The organism is Paenibacillus sp. PSB04 (assembly GCF_025809195.1).
Lineage (GTDB): Bacteria > Bacillota > Bacilli > Paenibacillales > Paenibacillaceae > Paenibacillus_AQ > Paenibacillus_AQ favisporus.
Map to the genome: position 1 here is coordinate 2,886,770 of NZ_CP081301.1, position 19,964 is coordinate 2,906,733.

Annotated in this window: 21 protein-coding genes; 12 read left to right on the forward strand and 9 right to left on the reverse strand. The window is 53.4% G+C overall.

Annotation, left to right across the window (positions count from 1 at the left end):
• Nucleotides 1-17 precede the first annotated feature (17 nt).
• A complete protein-coding gene (locus K2F33_RS13390; RefSeq protein ID WP_263881958.1) occupies nucleotides 18-764 on the reverse strand; it encodes a YqcI/YcgG family protein in 747 nt (248 codons plus the stop codon).
• A gap of 193 nt (nucleotides 765-957) precedes the next feature.
• On the opposite strand from K2F33_RS13390, the gene K2F33_RS13395 reads away from it, so the two are divergent.
• A complete protein-coding gene (locus tag K2F33_RS13395; protein ID WP_263881959.1) occupies nucleotides 958-1,773 on the forward strand; it encodes a helix-turn-helix domain-containing protein in 816 nt (271 codons plus the stop codon).
• A gap of 105 nt (nucleotides 1,774-1,878) precedes the next feature.
• Here the strand turns inward: K2F33_RS13395 and K2F33_RS13400 are convergent, their stop codons facing one another.
• The 3 genes from K2F33_RS13400 to K2F33_RS13410 all read right to left on the reverse strand — a co-directional run bounded on the left by K2F33_RS13400 (nucleotide 1,879) and on the right by K2F33_RS13410 (nucleotide 5,394).
• On the reverse strand, nucleotides 1,879-2,466 hold the full coding sequence (locus K2F33_RS13400) for a histidine phosphatase family protein (RefSeq protein WP_263881960.1): 588 nt from the start codon (nucleotides 2,464-2,466) through the stop codon (nucleotides 1,879-1,881).
• 63 nt (nucleotides 2,467-2,529) lie between these two features.
• Nucleotides 2,530-3,942: an MBL fold metallo-hydrolase gene (locus tag K2F33_RS13405; RefSeq protein ID WP_263881961.1), complete on the reverse strand. Its 1,413-nt coding sequence runs from the start codon at nucleotides 3,940-3,942 to the stop codon at nucleotides 2,530-2,532.
• A 39-nt stretch (nucleotides 3,943-3,981) separates the two neighbouring features.
• The gene (locus tag K2F33_RS13410) at nucleotides 3,982-5,394 is read right to left on the reverse strand and encodes an FAD-dependent oxidoreductase (RefSeq protein WP_263881962.1); all 1,413 of its coding nucleotides are present in this window, start codon (nucleotides 5,392-5,394) and stop codon (nucleotides 3,982-3,984) included.
• A 361-nt stretch (nucleotides 5,395-5,755) separates the two neighbouring features.
• Between K2F33_RS13410 and K2F33_RS13415 the strand changes: the two genes are divergently transcribed.
• The 3 genes from K2F33_RS13415 (at nucleotide 5,756) to K2F33_RS13425 (ending at nucleotide 9,335) form a co-directional block, all read left to right on the forward strand.
• Nucleotides 5,756-7,360 carry an extracellular solute-binding protein gene (locus K2F33_RS13415; RefSeq protein ID WP_263882352.1) on the forward strand — a complete coding sequence of 535 codons (1,605 nt, stop codon included), beginning with the start codon at nucleotides 5,756-5,758 and terminating at the stop codon, nucleotides 7,358-7,360.
• A 70-nt stretch (nucleotides 7,361-7,430) separates the two neighbouring features.
• The gene (locus K2F33_RS13420) at nucleotides 7,431-8,396 is read left to right on the forward strand and encodes an ABC transporter permease (RefSeq protein ID WP_263881963.1); all 966 of its coding nucleotides are present in this window, start codon (nucleotides 7,431-7,433) and stop codon (nucleotides 8,394-8,396) included.
• A gap of 12 nt (nucleotides 8,397-8,408) precedes the next feature.
• Nucleotides 8,409-9,335: a carbohydrate ABC transporter permease gene (locus K2F33_RS13425; protein WP_263881964.1), complete on the forward strand. Its 927-nt coding sequence runs from the start codon at nucleotides 8,409-8,411 to the stop codon at nucleotides 9,333-9,335.
• Between the two features lie 133 nt (nucleotides 9,336-9,468).
• Here K2F33_RS13425 and K2F33_RS13430 read toward each other — a convergent pair whose 3' ends face one another.
• A complete protein-coding gene (locus K2F33_RS13430; protein ID WP_145029656.1) occupies nucleotides 9,469-10,389 on the reverse strand; it encodes a LysR family transcriptional regulator in 921 nt (306 codons plus the stop codon).
• Nucleotides 10,390-10,563: 174 nt separating this feature from the next.
• Here K2F33_RS13430 and K2F33_RS13435 point away from each other — a divergent pair, with 174 nt between their 5' ends.
• Together K2F33_RS13435 and K2F33_RS13440 are read left to right on the forward strand one after the other, a co-directional pair.
• Nucleotides 10,564-11,202: an HD domain-containing protein gene (locus tag K2F33_RS13435; RefSeq protein ID WP_263881965.1), complete on the forward strand. Its 639-nt coding sequence runs from the start codon at nucleotides 10,564-10,566 to the stop codon at nucleotides 11,200-11,202.
• 165 nt (nucleotides 11,203-11,367) lie between these two features.
• Complete coding sequence (locus K2F33_RS13440; RefSeq protein ID WP_212985804.1) at nucleotides 11,368-11,760, forward strand: hypothetical protein; 393 nt, start codon at nucleotides 11,368-11,370, stop codon at nucleotides 11,758-11,760.
• Between the two features lie 46 nt (nucleotides 11,761-11,806).
• Here the strand turns inward: K2F33_RS13440 and K2F33_RS13445 are convergent, their stop codons facing one another.
• On the reverse strand, nucleotides 11,807-12,943 hold the full coding sequence (locus K2F33_RS13445; protein WP_263881966.1) for a S1C family serine protease: 1,137 nt from the start codon (nucleotides 12,941-12,943) through the stop codon (nucleotides 11,807-11,809).
• Between the two features lie 12 nt (nucleotides 12,944-12,955).
• On the reverse strand, nucleotides 12,956-14,134 hold the full coding sequence (locus K2F33_RS13450; RefSeq protein WP_263881967.1) for an FxLYD domain-containing protein: 1,179 nt from the start codon (nucleotides 14,132-14,134) through the stop codon (nucleotides 12,956-12,958).
• 404 nt (nucleotides 14,135-14,538) lie between these two features.
• On the opposite strand from K2F33_RS13450, the gene K2F33_RS13455 reads away from it, so the two are divergent.
• The 5 genes from K2F33_RS13455 (at nucleotide 14,539) to K2F33_RS13475 (ending at nucleotide 18,599) form a co-directional block, all read left to right on the forward strand.
• On the forward strand, nucleotides 14,539-15,021 hold the full coding sequence (locus K2F33_RS13455) for an SRPBCC family protein (protein WP_263881968.1): 483 nt from the start codon (nucleotides 14,539-14,541) through the stop codon (nucleotides 15,019-15,021).
• Nucleotides 15,022-15,165: 144 nt separating this feature from the next.
• A complete protein-coding gene (locus tag K2F33_RS13460) occupies nucleotides 15,166-15,993 on the forward strand; it encodes an alpha/beta fold hydrolase (RefSeq protein ID WP_263881969.1) in 828 nt (275 codons plus the stop codon).
• Nucleotides 15,987-16,442, forward strand: a complete 456-nt coding sequence (locus K2F33_RS13465) for a YdeI/OmpD-associated family protein (RefSeq protein ID WP_263881970.1) — start codon at nucleotides 15,987-15,989, stop codon at nucleotides 16,440-16,442. Before K2F33_RS13460 ends, K2F33_RS13465 begins: the two co-directional genes overlap by 7 nt.
• 27 nt (nucleotides 16,443-16,469) lie before the next feature.
• Nucleotides 16,470-17,273: a class I SAM-dependent methyltransferase gene (locus K2F33_RS13470; RefSeq protein ID WP_263881971.1), complete on the forward strand. Its 804-nt coding sequence runs from the start codon at nucleotides 16,470-16,472 to the stop codon at nucleotides 17,271-17,273.
• Between the two features lie 309 nt (nucleotides 17,274-17,582).
• Nucleotides 17,583-18,599 (forward strand): phosphotransferase, encoded by a 1,017-nt coding sequence (locus K2F33_RS13475; protein ID WP_263881972.1) that lies wholly within the window; start codon nucleotides 17,583-17,585, stop codon nucleotides 18,597-18,599.
• 168 nt (nucleotides 18,600-18,767) lie between these two features.
• Here the strand turns inward: K2F33_RS13475 and K2F33_RS13480 are convergent, their stop codons facing one another.
• Both K2F33_RS13480 and K2F33_RS13485 read right to left on the reverse strand, forming a co-directional pair.
• A complete protein-coding gene (locus tag K2F33_RS13480; protein ID WP_263881973.1) occupies nucleotides 18,768-19,064 on the reverse strand; it encodes a hypothetical protein in 297 nt (98 codons plus the stop codon).
• 89 nt (nucleotides 19,065-19,153) lie between these two features.
• The gene (locus K2F33_RS13485) at nucleotides 19,154-19,408 is read right to left on the reverse strand and encodes an NADPH-dependent F420 reductase (RefSeq protein ID WP_263881974.1); all 255 of its coding nucleotides are present in this window, start codon (nucleotides 19,406-19,408) and stop codon (nucleotides 19,154-19,156) included.
• A 129-nt stretch (nucleotides 19,409-19,537) separates the two neighbouring features.
• Between K2F33_RS13485 and K2F33_RS13490 the strand changes: the two genes are divergently transcribed.
• Nucleotides 19,538-19,879 (forward strand): winged helix-turn-helix transcriptional regulator, encoded by a 342-nt coding sequence (locus K2F33_RS13490; protein WP_076173529.1) that lies wholly within the window; start codon nucleotides 19,538-19,540, stop codon nucleotides 19,877-19,879.
• The last annotated feature ends 85 nt before the right edge of the window (nucleotides 19,880-19,964 follow it).

Consider the following 19,964-nt stretch of genomic DNA (forward strand, 5'->3'; position numbering starts at 1 on the left):
TCGAGAGCCAAACCGTTTTACTTCCCTGCCCGCTCCGTTATTGCCCGATGGAAGGGGCATCCGGCCGGCGAGGTGTCGTCATCCCGCAGAAAATACTGCTTGTATTCAAGATTCCCCTGCGATCCGTAAGGCTTTAATTCCGGATGGGCCGACGCGGTGTCGTATGCGGCAAGGCGTGCACGGATCCGGGGAGCGATCTCAGCCGCTTTTTCAGGATAGGCGTTCCACTGGTCCAGCACCCAGCGCGGCGTCAAAGCCAGCATGAAATAGGGGAAGCTTCGGCTCTGACGGGACGTATGTGCCGGGGTGCCGCAGTAGACGAAATACCGCTCACCATCGTAACAGAACTCCCACAGCGCCTGTTCCGGGTCTTCCGGAATGTCCTCCGGCCACGGCGTACGATCCAAACGGCTGACCTGGTTCAGTAAGTTCCAGAATGCATTTTCATACGCCAGAACCTCTCTAACGTTCTCCTCCGCCTCGAAAAAAACAACCAGGGAGGAGTAATCCCCGAAAGCACGCGAAGCTCTGCCATACTCGGCAATGATCTCTGCGAGCTCCGGCCCTGCCGAACCATCCCAAGGACTGGGCGCAAAACCGAAACGGAGATGACCGAGTACAAACGCCCGTGTGGCCGGAATGCAGGGGAACCGGGCTTCCCGGTCAGTCATCTTGGCCGCAAACCGCCGGCAGGCGTCTTTCTTCCAGGCTTCCAGAGGAAGCTCTTCATTTTCGATGTCCGTATACTGCAGCAAAAGCGGCATGAACAGCCCTCCTTTTACCTACAGCATACGCCCAGGGGCAAAAGGGTGACTGTGCAGAAGCCCATGCTTTAGCCCCCTACCCATCATATTGGTTCCGGTCATGGTATGTTATCGGGCCAAAATAAAGATTGAACGCCCGGCAGCAATCCATTTACAATGAAACTATCTTCCAGGCCAAAGGAACGATGCATAGATGACGACAACAACCTTGTGGAATCAAACGCTGCATCTGGTTTCTCATGCATATTTCGAGCGTAAGGAAAGGTTTGAAATGGATGTGGATTGTTACTCTGTCTGGGTGCTGTTTGCCGTGGAATCGGGCAAATTTTATTACCGGATCGGGGAGGAACGAGGGGAGGCGGGGGCCGGAGACCTGGTGTACTGCCCGCCGGGGTTCACCTTTGAACGGGAGATGGTGTCTCCGCTTGCGCTTCACTACATCGGCTTTGAAATGGTGGGGGAGGAGCGGACGGGGCCCGTCCCACCGCTGCCGACGTTTTTGTCGCGCCCGCTTGACAACAAACGCCTCGTTTCCAATTTTGCCTATTTGCGAAAGCTGCATTTAGCGACAGAACCGCGGCATGTGCTGCGCAAGGACATGATCATGAACGACATCTGGCAGCTCGCCTGCGAGGTGTGGGAAAGAGAGCATCTCCATGATGAGCAGCAGCTGCTGGCCGACTCGGACGATGTGCTGATGAACCGTGCGGCCGAATGGATTTACCAGAACGCGTACACCCCGTTCAGCATGAGGGAGCTGTCGGATTCGCTGAACCTCAGTCCCGTCCAGTTTACGCGCCGGTTCCGGAAGTCGTTCCGGATCGCTCCTTCGGACTTTGTCCGGTCTTTGCGCATCAGTAAAGTGGCCGAGCTGCTGCTGGATACCGATATGACGCTGGACCAGATTGCCACCTGCTGCGGATATGAGAACGGCCTGTATCTAAGCCGGGTGTTCTCCAAAAATATGGGCATGAGCCCATCCAAATACCGCGAGCTGAACCGGCTGTAACGGTCTCTGGTGTCCTTTGTGGGGGAAGACAGAGCAAGGCGCCGGCGTCCGGTCGATTTCGCATGCCGGTGATGACAGGCGCCCCGCTGTCCGCGTCCCGGTCTGCTAGCCCTCGGTCACTTCCAAATGCTTGATGCAGTCGTAGAGCGAATAGGTCCAGGCAGCATCATCCAGAACGATGGTCGTAACGGAAGTATTGCGCAGCTTGACGCCCGTCGACTCATCCTGCATCAGTTCTTTTAAGGTTTGCCCCAGAAAATAGCCGTGCGTGACGGCGAGAATTTTTTGTCCCGGAAATCTGGCGGCCATCTCTTCCACAAAGCTTCGGCCCCGGGCCCGCATCATCTCATCCGTTTCCTGCTCCATGTCCAGCTCGTGCCAACGGGCTCCCCAGCGCTGAACTCTTTCCGCTTCGGTCGTATCGGCGATCTTGCCGCGGTCCATCTCGCGCAGGCGCACGTCGTAGAAATCGACCGGCTTCTTGATTTCGGCCGCGATGATGTCGGCCGTCTCCCGGGCGCGCCGAAGGTCGCTGGAAATAAACAGATCCCACGGCTCCCCGGCCAGCCGCTTGGCTAAGAGCGCAGCCTGCATTCTTCCGGTTTCGTTCAGCGGATTTTGCGTATGCCCCTGCGCCCTGTTCTCGATGTTATGATCGGTTATTCCATGCCTGACAAACGTAATTGATGTCACCGATTTGTCCTCCTAAGCTTTTCTCCGATTGTAATCCAGCCCTACCAGGAATGAATCTAACACTTACCGGTTTACGCCGCTTGCCGCGGCTTCCAGAATGGAAGAGACGGGCACCGTTTCCCCTTTTACCGGAAAATACGGCTTTACGCCCCGGGTGTCCTGCGATTCCGGGAACCGGCTGTGCAGCGTAATGACGGTTTTCGGCGCAATGCTGCCGATCAGGCTGGCGAGCGCTTCGGGATGGGCGTGTCCGCCATTGGACAGGGAATGGCCGGTAATCGCGTAGGCGTTCAGAAACTTGGATACGGCAGCATGCTCGATTTTGACGCTGTAGTCCGACTGAATAAAATGCGATTGACCCTGCAGGCCTCCCAGCGTCTCCAATTCAATCATATGCGCAAGGTCCGGAAATTTGAAGAAATACACTATTTCTGGCTTGCGCTCGGCGACTTCTTCCAAAGAGACGGCAGGGTACGGCAGCTCAATGCCATCAGCCATGGTAGTATCGATGACTTGAACGGGAACGTCAAGCGCCGGATGTCCATGGAGCACCCGCACGCCTTCCCGGTTCGCCGTATGCCAGACGGCGGCAAGCGACGCCTCCATCACGATGCTTTTTCCTTGGTCTGCGGCGATCGCGATCATGTCGGCCATCCGCTCTAAATCCCGCGGCGACATCTGCAGATACACCAGTCCTTCCGCTTCGCGAACGATCTCCGCGAACGAGGCAAGCAGCGCCTCCTCCGTGATCTGCAGCGGAACGGTGGAGGGGTCGGATGTAAGGCGCGTCCCTTCCGTAATGAGCACGTCGATCGGTTTGCTCTGGCACAGCCGGATGAAACGGTCGATCTTATCCGGATGCTTACCCTGCCGGCGCCAGTCCCCCGTATACGCAATTCTATGGGTGCCGTCGTCGATGATGATGCCGGATGCGCCGGTCGCATTGTGATCCATCTCGACGACCTGCATCGTGAACTCTCCGAAATCGACCACGGTCAGGTCGTCGCAGGTTGTTATCTTGGCCCCGGTATCCTTGCTGTGCCGGCCTGCCACCATGCCGCGGAACAAGGAATACGAATCATGGCTCATATATACGGGGAGATCCGGATGGGCAAAGGGAAGCAGCGCCATATGGTCCGTATGCATATGTCCAATATAGAGGTGAATCCGGTCATAGTCCGGAAATTCCCGGTTTTCCCAGACCCGCCGAACCGCGGCCCAATCCAGGCCTTCCATCTGCTGAGCATCGTACAGCTCCGGCAGCGGGGCGGTCATGCCACCCAGCAAAAACTGGCGCAGCTCGCGCCCGGGTGTCGCATTCACCGGTTCAAACAGCGTTACTTGGGTCGGAAACAGCAGGCTGCTGTGCTCGACGCCAAAGTCGAACATCAGCCCCTGTTTTCCTTTGCCGTACAGAACCTGCACGCCTCCTGATTTGCCTACTCCGCCAAAAAAAGTCAATTGTGCCTCCTGCATCGTGATCGCCTCCTGTGTGGATATAAGCTCACTACATCATCAACTTGTCGTCCCGCTTGCCTCGCCAACGTCCTCCAGCGAAAGGATGGCGCCATGCTCCCTGAGCTTTTGCCGGATGATCCGGACATCGACATCCTCCGGAGGGATTTGCTGCTTCACAGCCAGAGCGGCGCCGATGCCCACGCCTTCGCCGACGGCCATGCAGGTGGGCATGACCCGGGAAGAGCCGAAGACGACAGGGTCGACGCTGATGCAGCGGCCGCTGAGCATCAGCCGTTTCACGTCCTTGGCGATCGTCGCCCCGTACGTGATGCCATAGGGGCCGGCCAGCGACCGAATTACGGTCGAGTCGCCTGAACCGCTGTGAATGTCGATAATATAGGAGCCGAGCGCGATTGTGTCATCCGGAATGACACCATTTACGGCCGCCTCTTCGCGGATCATCTGCTTGCCTATGATCCGCCTCGTTTCACGGATGCCCAGAAACGGGGCAATCGAGGACAAATAGATGTGCTCAAACCCCGGGATGTGCTCGCGCAGCATGTCGATCAGGGGAAGGATCTGCAGATGCGATTCGATCTCGCCCCGGCTTAGCTCCTCGACCTTTGTCCCATCAAAATTCAGGATGCGGATGCAGTTCAGGGCAATGTACCCCTCCCTAGGCAGATTGATATAGATGATCGTATCGCGGCTGATCGGGCATTTGCCTTCCTGCCTGAGCCTGGAAACCGTATTTTTCAAGCCGACGAACACGTGATTTTCGCTGGCCCGCAGAAACTCCGCCGTATAGCCGGGGCGGATCTTCATCGAAGATCCGTGCCGGAGCTCCTCCGGATGCTCCCCGAGGAAATCCATAAACCGTTCGAGATCAAAGCCGCCGACGGTAAACATAAGGGTAGGCGGCTGAGTTTCTCCGTTCGCGTACTGCCCTTTCTCAAACGAGGCGCCCGCCATATAAGCGACGTCGCCATCCCCGGTCGCATCGATGAAGACATCGGCGAATACCTCGATTTCCCGGCCTTTTCCTTTTAAGAGAACGGATTTCAGCTCACCATCCTCCACGTTTGTTCCGATGATTTCGCAATGCAGCAGGGGCTGTACCCCATACTGTTTGATTTTTTCAAAAATGACGATTTTCATCAAGCTGGGATCGATGACCGTCGTCGAATTGTGCAGCGGGCATTCCCGGTGTCCGAAGGAACCGCCAAGCAGGGTCAAGCGGTCGACGATTTCCTGCGGCAGGCCGCGGGTGACCTGGCGTCCCTGGGCATCCAGGAAGGCCAGCAAAGGCAGTCCAATCGTCATGTTTCCGCCCAGGAAGCCCTGCCTGTCCACGATCATGGTCTGCGCTCCCTCCCGTGCGGCTGCGATGGCTGCCCCGACGCCCCCGGCCCCGCCTCCAAGGACAAGCACCTGTGTTCTGGTGATTTCGCGTTGCAATTGGCTTTCCATATAACCCCTACTTTCTCATTGGATCTTCGCGGATGAACACGGCCCTTTAAGCCATGCTCCGCTTAAGAAGCGTGAATTGGTTTTCATTATACGAGGGGCGAAGATGCATGAACATGCAGTAATCCTTCATTGGGGATGCACTTTGTTTCAGGGATGGGAATGAGAGGTGACAACATTCGGGATGCTTCTCCAAAACTTGACGTTCCGCCAACAAGGCCCTGACTTTGCTGAAACAAAATACATGTACAGTAAAAGAGCGTGCATGGACTCATCCGAGCGGAGATTGCTAACATGTGGGTGAAAGCGATCCAACATGTTGTTCATGTCAAAACAAGCCTTGAGGAGGAATACGATCGTGAACATGCGTAACAAACGTGCAGGTTCCATGGCGGCTGTGTTAAGCGCCATCCTGCTGCTGGCGGGCTGTTCCGGGGGCGGCGGTTCGAAGGGCGCGTCCGCGGGCTTTCATGAGACGGGGCTGCCGATTGTCGATAAGCCGATATCCCTGACCATCGCCGGTACTTACGATGAACGAACGGGAACGAATTGGAATGAGCTTGAGACGATGAAGGAAATCAACGAAGGGACCAATGTTCAGATTAAGTGGAACCTCAGCCCGGGCACCGATTGGGCGACAAAGCGCAACCTGATTATCGCCAGCGGCGATCTTCCCGACGTGCTGCTGGAGCTCAGCAGCTCGCAGGTCGTGACGGGAGGCGCAGACGGCATGTTTATTCCGCTGGAGGATCTCATCGGGAAATACGCGCCGAATTTGACGGATTTTCTGAACAAATACCCTGAAGTACGGCAGGCGATCACAGCTCCGGATGGGCATATTTATTCCCTGCCGATGGCCAACATGTCGGAGTATAAGCATGCCGACGGGAATACGCTGTGGGTGAACAAGGAATGGCTGAAGAAGGCTGGCTTGGAAATGCCGAAGACGACGGAGGAGCTCACGAAGGCACTCGAGGCATTCAAAACGATGGACATGGACGGAGACGGCAATCCGAATAACGAAATTCCGCTGACCGGTGTCTTCGGCGACTCGCAGTATGGGTTCGGCTACCTGTTCGGGTCCTTCAATACGATCGACGAAACCTTTATCGTGCAGGATGACAAGGTGGTATTCGTCAGAGCGACGGAGGAGTTCAAAAATACGGTCAAGTACCTGCACACGCTGTATGAAAAAGGGTTGATCGATCCGGACAGCATGACGCAAAACTCGACCCAGCTGATCGCCAAGGTCTCCTCCGGCAAAAAGGCGTCTGTTGGAGCATTTTTCGCCTGGAGCGCCGACCAGATCACCAACGCGGACTACCGGTGGGATTACGGTTCGCCGATGATTCCGCTCGCCGGGCCGGACGGCTCCCAGATCACCCCGCGCAACAATTTGCAAATGACCCCGGGTATGTTCGTCATCACGAAGGTTAATCCGTACCCCGAGGCGACGATGAGATGGGTCGACCGGGCTTACGAGCCGGAGATGTCCATGAAGCTTCGCGAAGGCCCGAACCGTCTGAAGAAGCTGGCTGACGGCACGTATGACACCATCCCGAATCCGGACAACTATACGGCCGGCGAATGGAAGGTCAAAGAGACGCCTTACAATGACTTCGTCTACGGCTTCTCGCAGGAAATGCGCGACAAGCAGATTCTGCCGAAAGCGGAGCCCGGGCAGCTGGATCCCGATTTTGACGAGTGGTACGAAGCTCTGGTTCCGTACATGAAGCCTTGGGTGTACCCGAATATTATGTTCACGGACGCGCAGTACAAGAGCATCGAGCAGTATCAGACGGATATCAAAACGTACACGGACAAAATGGAAGCCCAATGGATCGCCAAAGGCGGCATCGACGAAGAGTGGAATACGTACCTGGAGACGCTGAACAAAATGGGGCTGAGCGATTATACGAAGGTGTACCAGGACGGGTACGATACGAATAAAGCGAACCTGGCCAAATAGAAAACTGCCCCCAACATCCGTTCGCGAGCTGGTTTCCGGCCCCGCGTAACGTAAAGGACGGTTGATAACGATGAACACCAAAATCGAAAGGACGGCGCTCGCACAGCTGGAGAGGCCCGTGAAACCGAAGGCCGCTTCGCTGTGGCAGCGGGTCATCCGCAACTGGCAGCTCTACGTTTTGCTGCTGCCGCTTTTGCTGCATTTCGCGATATTTCAGTATGCGCCCATGTACGGTCTTCAGATCGCTTTTAAAAATTTTCGCGCCATAGACGGGATTTGGGGGAGCCCCTGGGTGGGCTTCGAGCATTTCGAGCGATTCTTCCGGTCCTATCAATTCTGGAATACGCTCAAAAATACGCTGCTGATCAATCTGTACGACCTGATCTTTGCCTTCCCGATCGCGGTCGTGTTCGCGCTCATGCTGAATCAGGTCGCCCGGCTCCGCTTCAAGAAATGGGTTCAGACCATTACTTACGCCCCGCACTTTATTTCGACCGTCGTACTGGTCGGCATGCTGTACATTTTCTTGAATCCGCGGACGGGTATGATCAACAACTGGATCGACCTCTTCGGCGGGGAACGGATCAATTTTTTCGGCGAAGCGGCCTGGTTCAAACCGATGTACGTCATCTCGGAGATTTGGCAAACGACGGGCTGGAGCGCGATCATCTATTTGGCCGCCCTGACGTCCGTCGATCCGCAGCTGCATGAAGCCGCGATTATGGACGGGGCCAATAAATTCCAAAGGGTGCGGCATATCGACGTGCCCACGATCATGCCTGTCATTATGATCATGCTCATTCTCAAAATGGGGCACTTTGCTTCCCTGGGCTTCTCGAAAGTGCTGCTGATGCAGAACTCCTTGAATATCGATTCGTCGGAAGTGGTTCAAACCTATGTGTACAAGACCGGCTTGGTCGGCGCGCAGTACAGCTACTCGGCGGCGATCGGCCTGTTCGACAACCTCATCAATTTCACCCTGCTGCTGACGATGAACCAGCTCGCCAAAAAATTGAAGCAGCAAAGCTTGTTCTAGGAGGGAGCGCTCATGGCTAAAACGGATGCATTCGACCATACCGCAAGGATTGCCCGTTCCCGCGCCGACAAAGTGTTTGATCTGTGCAACTATACGATATTGTCCGTTATTCTGCTGATCGTCCTGTATCCCTTGTATTTCATCGTCATTTCCTCGTTCAGCGAACCGACAGCCGTCAATTCCGGGAACGTCAGCCTTTGGCCCAAAGGGTTTACGCTGGAAGGCTACCGCATCATCCTGCAGAACCACGACGTATGGAGAGGTTATGCGAATACGTTCCTGTACACGGTGCTGGACGTCGTTTTAAGCTTAGCGATCATGATCCCGGGCGGCTACGCCTTATCTCGCAAGGAGATGGACGGGCGGAATGTGTTCATGGTGCTGATCGTCTTTACGATGTTTTTCAGCGGGGGCATGATCCCGACCTATATGGTGGTCAAAAATTTGGGCATGGTCGACACGATCTGGGCGCTGTTTGTGCCCACAGCCGCATCGGCGTATTACGTCATCGTGGTGCGGACGTTCTTCCAAAATACGCTGCCGGAGGAAATGCTGGAATCGGCCAAGGTCGACGGCTGCTCGACCTTCCGCTTTTTCTTCAGCATGGTCATTCCGCTGTCGGCGCCCATCATTGCGGTCATGGCGCTGTTTACTGCGGTATCCCAGTGGAACTCCTTTTTCAGCGCGTTGATTTATCTGCACGATGCGGATCTGTATCCCCTGCAGTTAATCCTGCGCAGCATCCTGATTTCCAGCCAGATGTCGGCCCACGGAACCGATGCCGTCGTGGACCCGGAAACGATTGTGGAAGCCCAGCGGTACGCGGAACTCATCAAGTATGCTCTCATCATGGTCGCCAGCGTTCCGGTACTGGCACTCTATCCCTTCCTGCAGCGTTTCTTTGTGAAAGGGATGATGATCGGTTCGGTCAAAGGGTAAACATAACAACGAACTGCCGCGAAGTTGAAGCGCACCTCCAACGGTTAGCCGGCATCTAACCATTGGGGGTACCGTTCAAATGCGGCAGTTTTCGTGCTGGACGGGAAAAGATTAACGCGATCATGAACGGGCTCTAGCTCTCCAACACCGCATGGGGGACCGGATTGCCTAACTTGTTATTTTCCACAAATTGCTGAAGAAGGGAAATAAACGCCCGAGCCGCGTGGCTTAAAAATTTATCCTTATTCATAATGATGACGATCTGCCGGTATAAGGTGGGATTGACGATAGGAATTGCGGATATCGCACCGTCACGGTTCAGATCGATCAGCGATTTGGATAAGATGCTCACGCCGGCACCTGATTTAACCAAATTGAAGATGGTGCTGATGGAATTGGTTTCGACGAAGGGGGTCATCTGTTTGCCGGTCATGCGGCAGGTCGCGTCCACTAGCTGGCGGCACTTGTGGTTCTCGGGAAGCAGGATCAGCGGCAGTCGGTCCACTTCGGTAAAGCTAATCTCTTTTCGCTGGGCAAGCTCATGGCTGGAGGAGACGGTTAAATAAAACTGTTCGAAGTATAAAGGGATTTTGTCCAGCCGGTCATCGTCGACGGGCAGAATGGTCACGGCCGCATCGAGTTCATTATTCAGTACCTTCTCCGTAACGTTTCCGGATTCAACGATTTTGACCGTAACGTTCGGATATTTCTGGTTGAAATCGACCAGAAGCGAGGACACCAAATGATTTAACTCCCCGGGGGGAGAGCCGATGGCGAGCGTTCCACGATCTCCGCTTTGCAGCTCGTTCATTTGGTCCTTTGCGCTTTGGAGTGCGTTGAAAATGACAGCCGTATGCGACTTCAGGATCTTCCCCGCCTCGGTCAACGCGATTTTCTTCCCGATTCGGTCAAAAAGAGGGGTGCCGATTTCGTCTTCAAGCGACTTGATCTGATGGCTCAGCGTAGGCTGGGTCACATTTAATTTATCTGCGGCCCGCGTAAAGTGAAGCTCCTCGCAAATCGCTTGGAAATATTCCAACTGCCGTATCTCCATGATTCGTTTCCTCCCGAGGTGTAGGATGGCATAATGAGTGTGTGAATGCTATGAGCGTCCAAATGATGTGGTTTATCTATTATTATTATAGAAATCATAACATTGATCTATCGTATACTGAATTTTACAATGAGGGCATCAACAACACAATCCTTTTTTGCGAGGTGTATGACAATGTCCTTATCGATCGGTCATGTAAAAATCCCGGACAGCGCATTAGCCAGACAGGCTGCCGAGCTGCTTCGGGATCATGGGGATGATTTGCTGTGGAATCATTCTCATCGGGTGTATCTGTTTGGTGCCGTACAGGGGGAGGGGGCTGGAATAACGTATGATGCCGAGCTGCTGTATATTAGTGCTTTGTTCCATGATTTGGGATTAACCAATCACTTCAGCAGTCCTGACAAGCGGTTTGAGGTTGACGGGGCCAATGCGGCAAGAAAGTTTTTGGAATCGCATCAGGTTCCGGAGGAGTCGATCCGGCGCGTCTGGGATGCCGTCGCCCTGCACACGACGATCGGCATTGCGCAGTATAAGGAGCCGGAAGTTGCGCTGATTTATTCAGGTGTCGGTTATGATGTCATGGGAGAAAATTTTGATGCGATTACGCCGGAGATTCGTGAGCAAATCGTAACTGCATTCCCGCGGAACCAGTTTAAGAGCAAGATTCTGAACGCTTTTCTGGAAGGCTTCAAGCACAAGCCGGAAACGACATTCGGCAACATCAAATCGGATGTATGCGAGCGGCTGCTGCCAGGATACAAACGTCCGAACTTCTGTGATTTGGTTCTTCACTCGCATTGGGACGAGTAAGTGGATACACTTGCCTTTCCGAAAAAAAACCGATGCCTTGCGGCATCGGTTTTTCATGCATTAGCCTTTTTCAGTTTAATTGAAGGTTTACGCCAACTACTCCGATTTTACCGCGTTCTATTTATATACTTCATTAGAATGGCGGGGAGGCGGGGAGGGATTTCAATGAAGAAGGTGCTCATTGGCTTATGGGTCATTACTCTTGCGATGTTATCCGGATGTCTAAGTCATCCTTCCGTGATTCAATTTACTGGCGAAAGTAAAACCTGGTCTGCAAGCTATACAATTACCAAAATGAATCGAGAAGATCATATGGAGCGGTTCCAAATCCGGTACAAAGGGAAAGACCCGGCTAACGTGGGGAGAGTGAAATATAAATTCACCGGCACAACGATGGGTGGGAGCGGGGAACAAAAATTGTCAGGGAACAGGGACATCGTTAGCGGGTCCGGAGGCAACGGCGCTATTCCGCTGGAGGACTCAACCATTCAAGTTACCGTCGAGTGGAAGGGCCACAAGGAAGAGATGGAGCTTTCGACCGGCGCTTCCCGTAAATAATAAGCCCCTATCCACAAGGGACAGGGGCTTTTCCGGGCGGAGAAACTTAAAGCTTCTTCCCTTTGCCGTGCAATATTTTCAATTCTCCGTTCTCATACCCGACCGAATAGTTCATCCGGTAACCTTGATAGACGGTGCCGCTCTTGCGCCGCTCCTCAGCCGTAATATCCACGCTGACCAATGCGCCGTCGTCCTGCTCTTCAAGCGTCAAGGAGCCTAGCGTTATATCACCGGTATTCAAATATCCCGCCCGGAAATCCTCGTAACTGATCCCGCTCTGCCATTCGCTGCCGAGCAGGGAATACGCCGTGACGTAATCGCCGTTATTCAGGCTTTGATAGAAGAAAGCGACAATGTCCCGCTCGTCCGCGACCATTCCGTCGCTGTCCGTACCGTACTCATCTCCGCCGTCCCCAGCCGGAAGCTCGGCCATCGGGGTCTTGGACCATTCCCTGGCCTGCTGAAGAATGCTGGAGATCGGAATGCTGAACCCGATTCCCGGCCCCTCGGACACAGCCGCCGAGTTGATACCAAGCACTTCACCCGTTTCTGCATTGACCAGCGGTCCGCCGCTGTTGCCGTGGGCAATCGGCGCAGAGATTTGGTACAGATTGCTGTAGGTGTACGGATCAATATCGAAGCTGCGGCCGAGTCCGCTGATAATCCCTGTCGTTACCGTATTTTCCAGACCCAAAGGGCTGCCGAGCGCGAGGATTTCGTCCCCGACCTCCGCCTTGTAGCCTTCGGCTACGGGAAGCGGGGCGAGTTTCTTAAGCTCAGGCACGCGAACGACCGCAACATCCGTATCGGCTCCGATCCCGATGACGGTTCCTTTATATTCTTCGTGATTCAGCGTCCGCACCGTTACCTGCTGTGACCCGGTTACGACATGGGCGTTGGTTAAAAGGTCACCTTGATCGTTATACAGAAATCCGGAGCCGAGTCCGTCTCCGCTTTCGATCGTGACGACCCGTTTCTGGCTGTCCTCGATAATCTCCTTGCGCGTCTTTTTTTCTTTCGTCACGGCCGCTGCAGTGGCTGCATTGGCTGCCGTTTGCACCGCGAGCAGCGGCGCCCCGCCAAGCTCGTTCTCGGCCGTCCTGTGAATGAAATACGTCCCGCCCCCTCCCAAGCCGAGGATGATCAGGGAGGCCAGTGCGCTGATCCAAATGCCTTTACTCATTTTCCCTGCCCCCTATTCCAAATACCAGGATGCGTTATCAACCGAGACTTCCGCTTGTTCGTAGACCCCATAGTAAGATGTCGAGAAGCTCCCTGATTCCCCTGGTTCCAGTCTGAACGGGGAAACGTTGGCATAAGCATCGCCTATGTAGGCACCGGAGAAGCTGCTGTAAATATGGAGGTAAACGCTGACCGAATAGATCGGGCGGGTCGCGGTGTTCGTGACCGTCCCGGAAATGGTCAGATCGCCGTAATCGTCCAGCACGGCCGTAACGCCGGATATATCAACGGCCGCGGTCCGGTTGTTCAATTCTTCTTCAGCTGCCTTCTGCTGGGCCAGCTGAATACGCATCGCTTCAGCCTCCTCAAACTCCCGCTTCGCTTCCGAAATCTGCTTCCGGTACGACGTCAGCTTCGGATTGTCCGCAGCGTAGGACAGCCCGTTGTCCACCGCTTCCAGCGCTCCGGCAAAATCCTTTTTCCGCAGCTTCTCTTCGGCTGACGAATAACTGATTCCGGCGATTTTGTTAATAATCTGCGCTTTGACGGCCGCCGCTTCCTGACCGCTGAGGCCGCGGACCGTATCGAGCTTGTCAGCCAGCGCATCAACTGTGGTCAGCTTGTCCAGCTGGCCTTTGATGCGAAGCACCGTCAGCTTGACCTGATCCGCCGCCAGCGATTTCTGAAGCGGCGCGAACAGCGGCTCCTGCCGCTTGCCAATCATTTCCGCGATTTGCTTCAGCGCTTTTTCCCCTTCATCCAGTTTCTTGGCCTTAAGTTGTGCCGAAGCGCCGTCGAGTTGATCCTTGAGCTGAGCGGCCTTGGCCGCAAGCTCCCGGTCCCGGGTCAGTGCGGCGAAGCGCGGCCGTTGTTCTTCGGCCCGTTCCAGCAGCTGGACCGCCTCCGAATACCTTCCGGCCAACGCCTCTTTCTTGGCTTGCTGCTGAAGCGCCATCACTTCCTGGTTTACGGACTGCTCATACTTGTAATAGAGTGTAAGACCCAGGGCAACGACTCCGGCAAGCATAATAGGGATGATCCACTGGAATACCCGGCCGCTTCCCCTCTTGGTGACGGCCGCCTGTGCCGGGCGCTGATCATCTCCCGGCTTGCCTGCCGCAGCTTGAGGCAGCCGGATGGCCTCGGTGCCCGCGGCTACCTCGAGAACGGCCTGCCGTACTTCTTCCGTCAATAATCTTGCTCCGCACTTTCCGCATATTTTCTGTTCCGGAGCACACTTTGCCCCGCACTGATGACAATACACCCTGCTCCCCCCAGCATTCTTGTATCGATCCGGCTGCGGTAATTGAAAGCCGGTTCCATCAAAATATCTAGGTCTTCAGCGAACCTTCTGGTTCCATAGACCTAGATTACTAGTTTTTACTATACCATAATATGGATTGATGCGAGAAGAGGATTTTAATAGCTTGGAGTCAGCCCATCTTTTAACGGCTGCCGGGTGTCCGATTGCTTTTTTAGCTGGATGGGATAAAAGCAATTCGCAAGAAATAACAACCTGATAGTTGTGCTACGATGACGTTAGCAAAACATGTGGGCTGATAGATCCTTTTTTGTGAAATTGGAGGTTGGATACCCATGACCAATCATTCGAGTAACAAGCGAATCGACACTGCCTCGAGGACGATCCAAGCATCGCCGCAAACGATTTATAATGCGTTCGTGGACCCTGAGGCTTTAGTAATGTGGCTTCCTCCGGAGGGGATGAAGGGCCGGATTTTCGAGTTCAACCCCGTGGCGGGTGGAACTTACCGGATGTCGCTGACTTATTTAGAGAACGACGGCACAACGCAAGGGAAGACCTCTGAGGATACAGACGTCGTCGAAGGAACGTTCCTGGAGCTCGTCCCAGACGAGCGTATTGTACAGGCTGTTGTATTCGAGTCAGATGATCCTGATTTTGCCGGAGAGATGATCATGACATGGACATTAGCAGCCAACCCGAAGGGCACGGTGGTTACGATCGTATGCGAGAACGTACCGGCAGGGATCCGGAAAGAAGATCACGACGTCGGTTTAAGGTCCACTTTAGAGAACCTGGCATTATATACGGAACAATAGTTCGTTTCGTTGAACGAGTCAAAATCGGTTTGTTAAAAAATCTATAGAAAAAAATCCATAAAAGATCGTGTATTTGTCGATTATGGTGAGCCGCGTTCGTTGTATTGGTAGAGGACAAAAAACGAAGCAAGGAGGCTTTGCCTTATGAGAACGGTCACTTCGAAAGACGGCACGAGCATTGCTTACGACAAGGTTGGAAGCGGCCCGCCGCTCCTGCTGGTCGATGGTGCGCTGTGCAGCCGGGGGAATGGCCCGAGCAGTGCCTTGGCAGCTGCATTGCAGCAGGATTTTACCGTGTATACCTATGACCGTAGAGGGCGTGGCGAAAGTGGAGATCATGCTATTTATGGAGTGGATCGCGAGATTGAGGACCTTTCTGCTGTGATTGAAGAAGCAGGAGAGGATGTATTTGTATACGGCGTATCCTCGGGGGCAGCGCTTGCCCTTGAAGCGGCAAATCAGCTTTCGTCGATAAAAAAACTGGCGTTATACGAAGCGCCTTTTGTTACGGACGGTAGCCGTGAAGCTGTGCCGGATGAGTACGCTGCACAAATGGATGAACTGATTAGAGCCAATCGCCGGGGTGCAGCAGTCAAGCTGTTTATGAGAAAAGGAGTCGGACTGCCGGCCCCGGTCGTGGCCATGATGCCGATGATGCCTGCCTGGTCCAAGCTTAAGTCGGTCGCCCATACGCTTCCTTATGACACCATACTGACGATCGGGCAGCAGAAAGGGAGTAAGGAGACGCTGAAAAAATGGTCGAGCGTCTCTGTCCCCACGCTTGTTGCCGTTGGCGGCAAGAGCCCGGAATGGATGCGCAATTCCATGAAGGAGCTTGCACAGGTTTTGCCGAATGCAACCCATCAAGTGCTTCCCGGTCAAACGCATATCGTGAAACCGGCCGCATTGGTACCTGTATTGGTCGACTACTTGAAGGGGAAAAAAAATATTGAGGAGGTTGCGATATGGTAACATTTACTGCCGACCTGCAGCTGCACGGAAAGACCGCAACAGGAATTGAGGTGCCGGAGGAAGTAATCAGAAGCTTAGGCTCTGGAAAAAAGCCTGCGGTTCGTGTTACGATCCGGGGGTACGCGTACCGGACTACGATTGGAGTAATGGGCGGACGATTTTTGATTCCGGTCAGCACGGAGCATCGGAAGAAAGCAAAGGTTGCCGCCGGCGACAAACTGGAGGTTCAGTTGGAGCTGGATACGGAACCGCGTGAACTAGCCGTGCCGGATGATTTCTTGTCCGCATTGTCGCATAACGGGGTGGCGAAGGCCGCTTTTGAGAGCATGTCTTATAGTAATCGACGGCGCCTTGTTCTGAGCATTCAGGATGCCAAGACACCGGAAGCCAGACAGCGGCGAATAGAGAAAGCTTTGAACGAGCTCAATGATTTCAAAAGTAAAAAGTGACAGAAGCAGCGTATTAAGGAGGCAATCATGCACGCTAGACACGATTATAAAACATTGCGTCAAACCTTTGAGCAGGCGGCAGACCTGTACCAGCAGGCGCGGCCGGATTACCCGGATGCACTGCTGAACGATCTGGTCCGTGCGGCTAATTTGCATCCGGGGGATCGTCTGCTGGAAATCGGTTGTGCGACAGGAAAGGCAACCCTCCCGTTAGCCAAACGTGGATTCAACATGACATGCGTGGAGCTTGGAACGGATCTTGCGGAAGCAGCCCGCCGCAACCTCACCGGAATGGATGCCGAAATTATAACGGGGGGCTTCGAGGAGTGGCAGCCCGAGGACTGGAAAAGATTCGATTTGGTATTTGCCGCCACCGCGTGGAACTGGATTGATCCGAAGGTTCGGTATTCCAAGGCATGGCAGGTCCTGCGTCCCGGCGGACATTTGGCTTTTTGGAACGCCACTCACGTTTTTCCGGACGACGGGGATCCGTTCTTCCGTGAAATCCAGGACGTATACGATGAATTGGGCGAGGGCAAACCGAAAGACACCGACTGGCCAAGGCCGGGGGAACTGCAGGAGCAGCGGGAAGAGATCGGGCAAAGCGGCCTGTTTGAGGTCGTTCATGTTCGGCATTTCGACTGGGAACGCATCTATCATGTGGAAGAATACATTAACCTTCTAAAAACGTTCTCCGACCACATTCTTATGGAGGAATGGAAGCGTGAGAAGCTCTTCAGCGAAATCCGGGTTCGCCTGAACAGCCGTCCGGACTCGTCGGTCCGCCGCCATTGGGGCGCTGTTCTTCATGTAGCACGGCGTTTAGACTGAGCGGGAAAATAAATTTAACAAGCGGAATAATTGAAATGACAAAGCTCCGATTGGATACCGGGTTCAACAGGCCAATCGGAGCTTATTGTTTTTTTATTATGATTTTGAACTCCCCGAAAGCGGGACAGTTTGGTTATAGCCATTCCATACCTGAAGCTTATGGTAAAATTATCAAGTATGAATGCGAGCCGACGGAGGGAGCCCATGTGGAATTACAGGAAATTAAGTTTTGAGGACGCTGAACTCATTAACGGGATGAACCCATCTGTTTTATAGTTTCCGAATACCCCTATAAGGAGCTGTGCAAGCATGCATGAGAAATCGAGTATCTCCGAATTTCATAAATTGTGCCATGCGTTGAAGTTAGGCGAATTGCAATCGGACCCTGTACCGGTTACCGGTGGGCTGCTTCACAAAATGTACGCGGTGGAAACTGCGACAGGCAAATATGCCGTAAAGGCATTAAATCCGCAGATTATGACCAGACCAACTGCAGTGAACAACTACATCATGTCTGAGCGCATTGCGAATTACGCGGCAAAATTCATTCCTGCGCTTCCCGCAAAGATATTTGACGGGGAGTCGCTGCAGCGATTAGAGGACAGGTATTATCTTGTTTTTGATTGGACCAGTGAGAACAGCCTGAAGCATGGTGAAATAGACACGACTCATTGCGAAAAAATGGGTGACATTCTAGCAAAGCTGCATCGGATCGACTTTTCTGCTCTAGGCATCGAAACTCCGCGATTCTCCAATTCTGCTCTAACGGATTGGAGCTTCTATTTGGAGAAAGGACAAGAAAACCATGCCGAGTGGACCGGTCAGCTGCTCGAAAGCTTGGAACATTTATATCGATGGAATGCAGCCGCCATCGAATCGGTGAACGGGCTTTCTTCTGAATGGGTGATTACGCATGGGGACTTGGACCCGAAAAACGTACTGTGGTCAGGTCATGAACCGATACTGATTGACTGGGAATCCGCCGGTTATAAAAATCCGTCGCTGGACTTACTGGAAACCGCGGTTTATTGGTCGGAAAATGAGACGGGTGAGATACAGAAGGAGAAATTTTCAGCTTTTATACAAGGATATAGAACAGCTCAGGGGCGCATTTCATCCGATTGGAGGCTGATTCTGGCTGGTGGGTTATTGTCCAAACTGGAATGGCTGGAATATAGTCTAAAGCGATCTTTGTGGATCGAATATACGGATGTAGAAGAACAGAAGACCGGAACAGAGCAGGTCTCCATAACCCTGGGTGCTATTAAGCATTATGCAGAATCCATCCCCAAGATGGAAGAATGGCTTGAATTGCAGAAGCTATAGAGAAGCACAGGATATGTTGATGCTGACTGGACAGCGGCTTGGGTCCGATCCAACGGGTGTGCGGTGTGCTGTCCAGTTTTTGGCGACAAGTGATAAACGACATATCCTGTTGTTTTACCTGGATGCTCCGAACTTTCCACCATGTTTCCGAACGGATCGATGACGAATTTATCCACGCGTTAACAAGGCAAATGCCGCACTCGGTGATGGCAGCTGCATTTCGCTGATGACGCAGGCAAGCATGATGGATTCCTGAAGGCGGCTTCGGCTGATATCCCCCAGATCAATAATCGTTGACCAGCTGAGGTCTTTCAACAGAGTCCTGACTTGCTCCTTGGACTCCAAGTTGTTGCCGGACATAAACATGACCGGTGAGCCTTCGCTAAAATGCGGGTGAACCATGATTTGATCGCTGACGATATTGAGTGTTTTAACGACATAACTGTCAGGCAGCAGCTGTTGCACGATTTCCCCTGCAGATGTTTCGTTATGGAGCAAACGCGGCCCGCCGTCAAAGGATACGGCATTGCTGACGTCGATGACGGTTTTATTTTTTAAACAGGCAGGTCGATGGATTCCAGCACGTCTTTCAAACCATTCCAAGGAAGCGCCAGAATGATCGTCTCTCCAAACCGGGCGGCTTCGTCAAAAGTGACCATTCCGACCGAACGACCGGTCTCTTTTTTCCAAGATGCGTGTTTCGGATGATCGGGTTCCCGGCTGCTCACGACAACGCGATGGCCCGACACCGCTAAACCTTTAGCTAACGCTTTACCTACATTTCCGGATCCCAAAATCCCGATTTTCATGTTCGCTTCCCCCCTCACGAGCCATTATAGAGCTGGGTCCATGCCGGGAACAATAAGGCACTTTTTTGTATCCAGGCATGCGCACGCAGCTTGGTGTATAATGTTGGGAAAAAATATGGAGGGAGTCCAATGCCTGTGCAGCTGAATGAGTGTCCGGTCGAGGTGGTCATATCCAGTCTAAGCGGGAGATGGAAGATACCGATATACCGGTATTTGTACAAAAACGACCAGCCCGTGCGTTACAGCGCATTGCAGCGCCATTTACCGTCCATCTCCAAGAAGGTACTGACGGAACAGCTCCGTGAGCTGGAGCGTGACAGCATTATTGAACGGAAATCATACCCGGAGCCCCGGCCCAGAGTGGAATATGCGCTGACTTCGGCGGGACGGTCTATGATTGAATTTCTGGATCAGATCAGCGAGTGGGGCGTGAAGCACATTCTATCAAAACAAGAAACTCAGCAAAGCTGATTTGGATCTTGATTGAAAACCGATGATCAAATATGCAACAAACGCCAAGAAATCGCTATGCTAGTAGCAAAGCGATTTCTTGCGC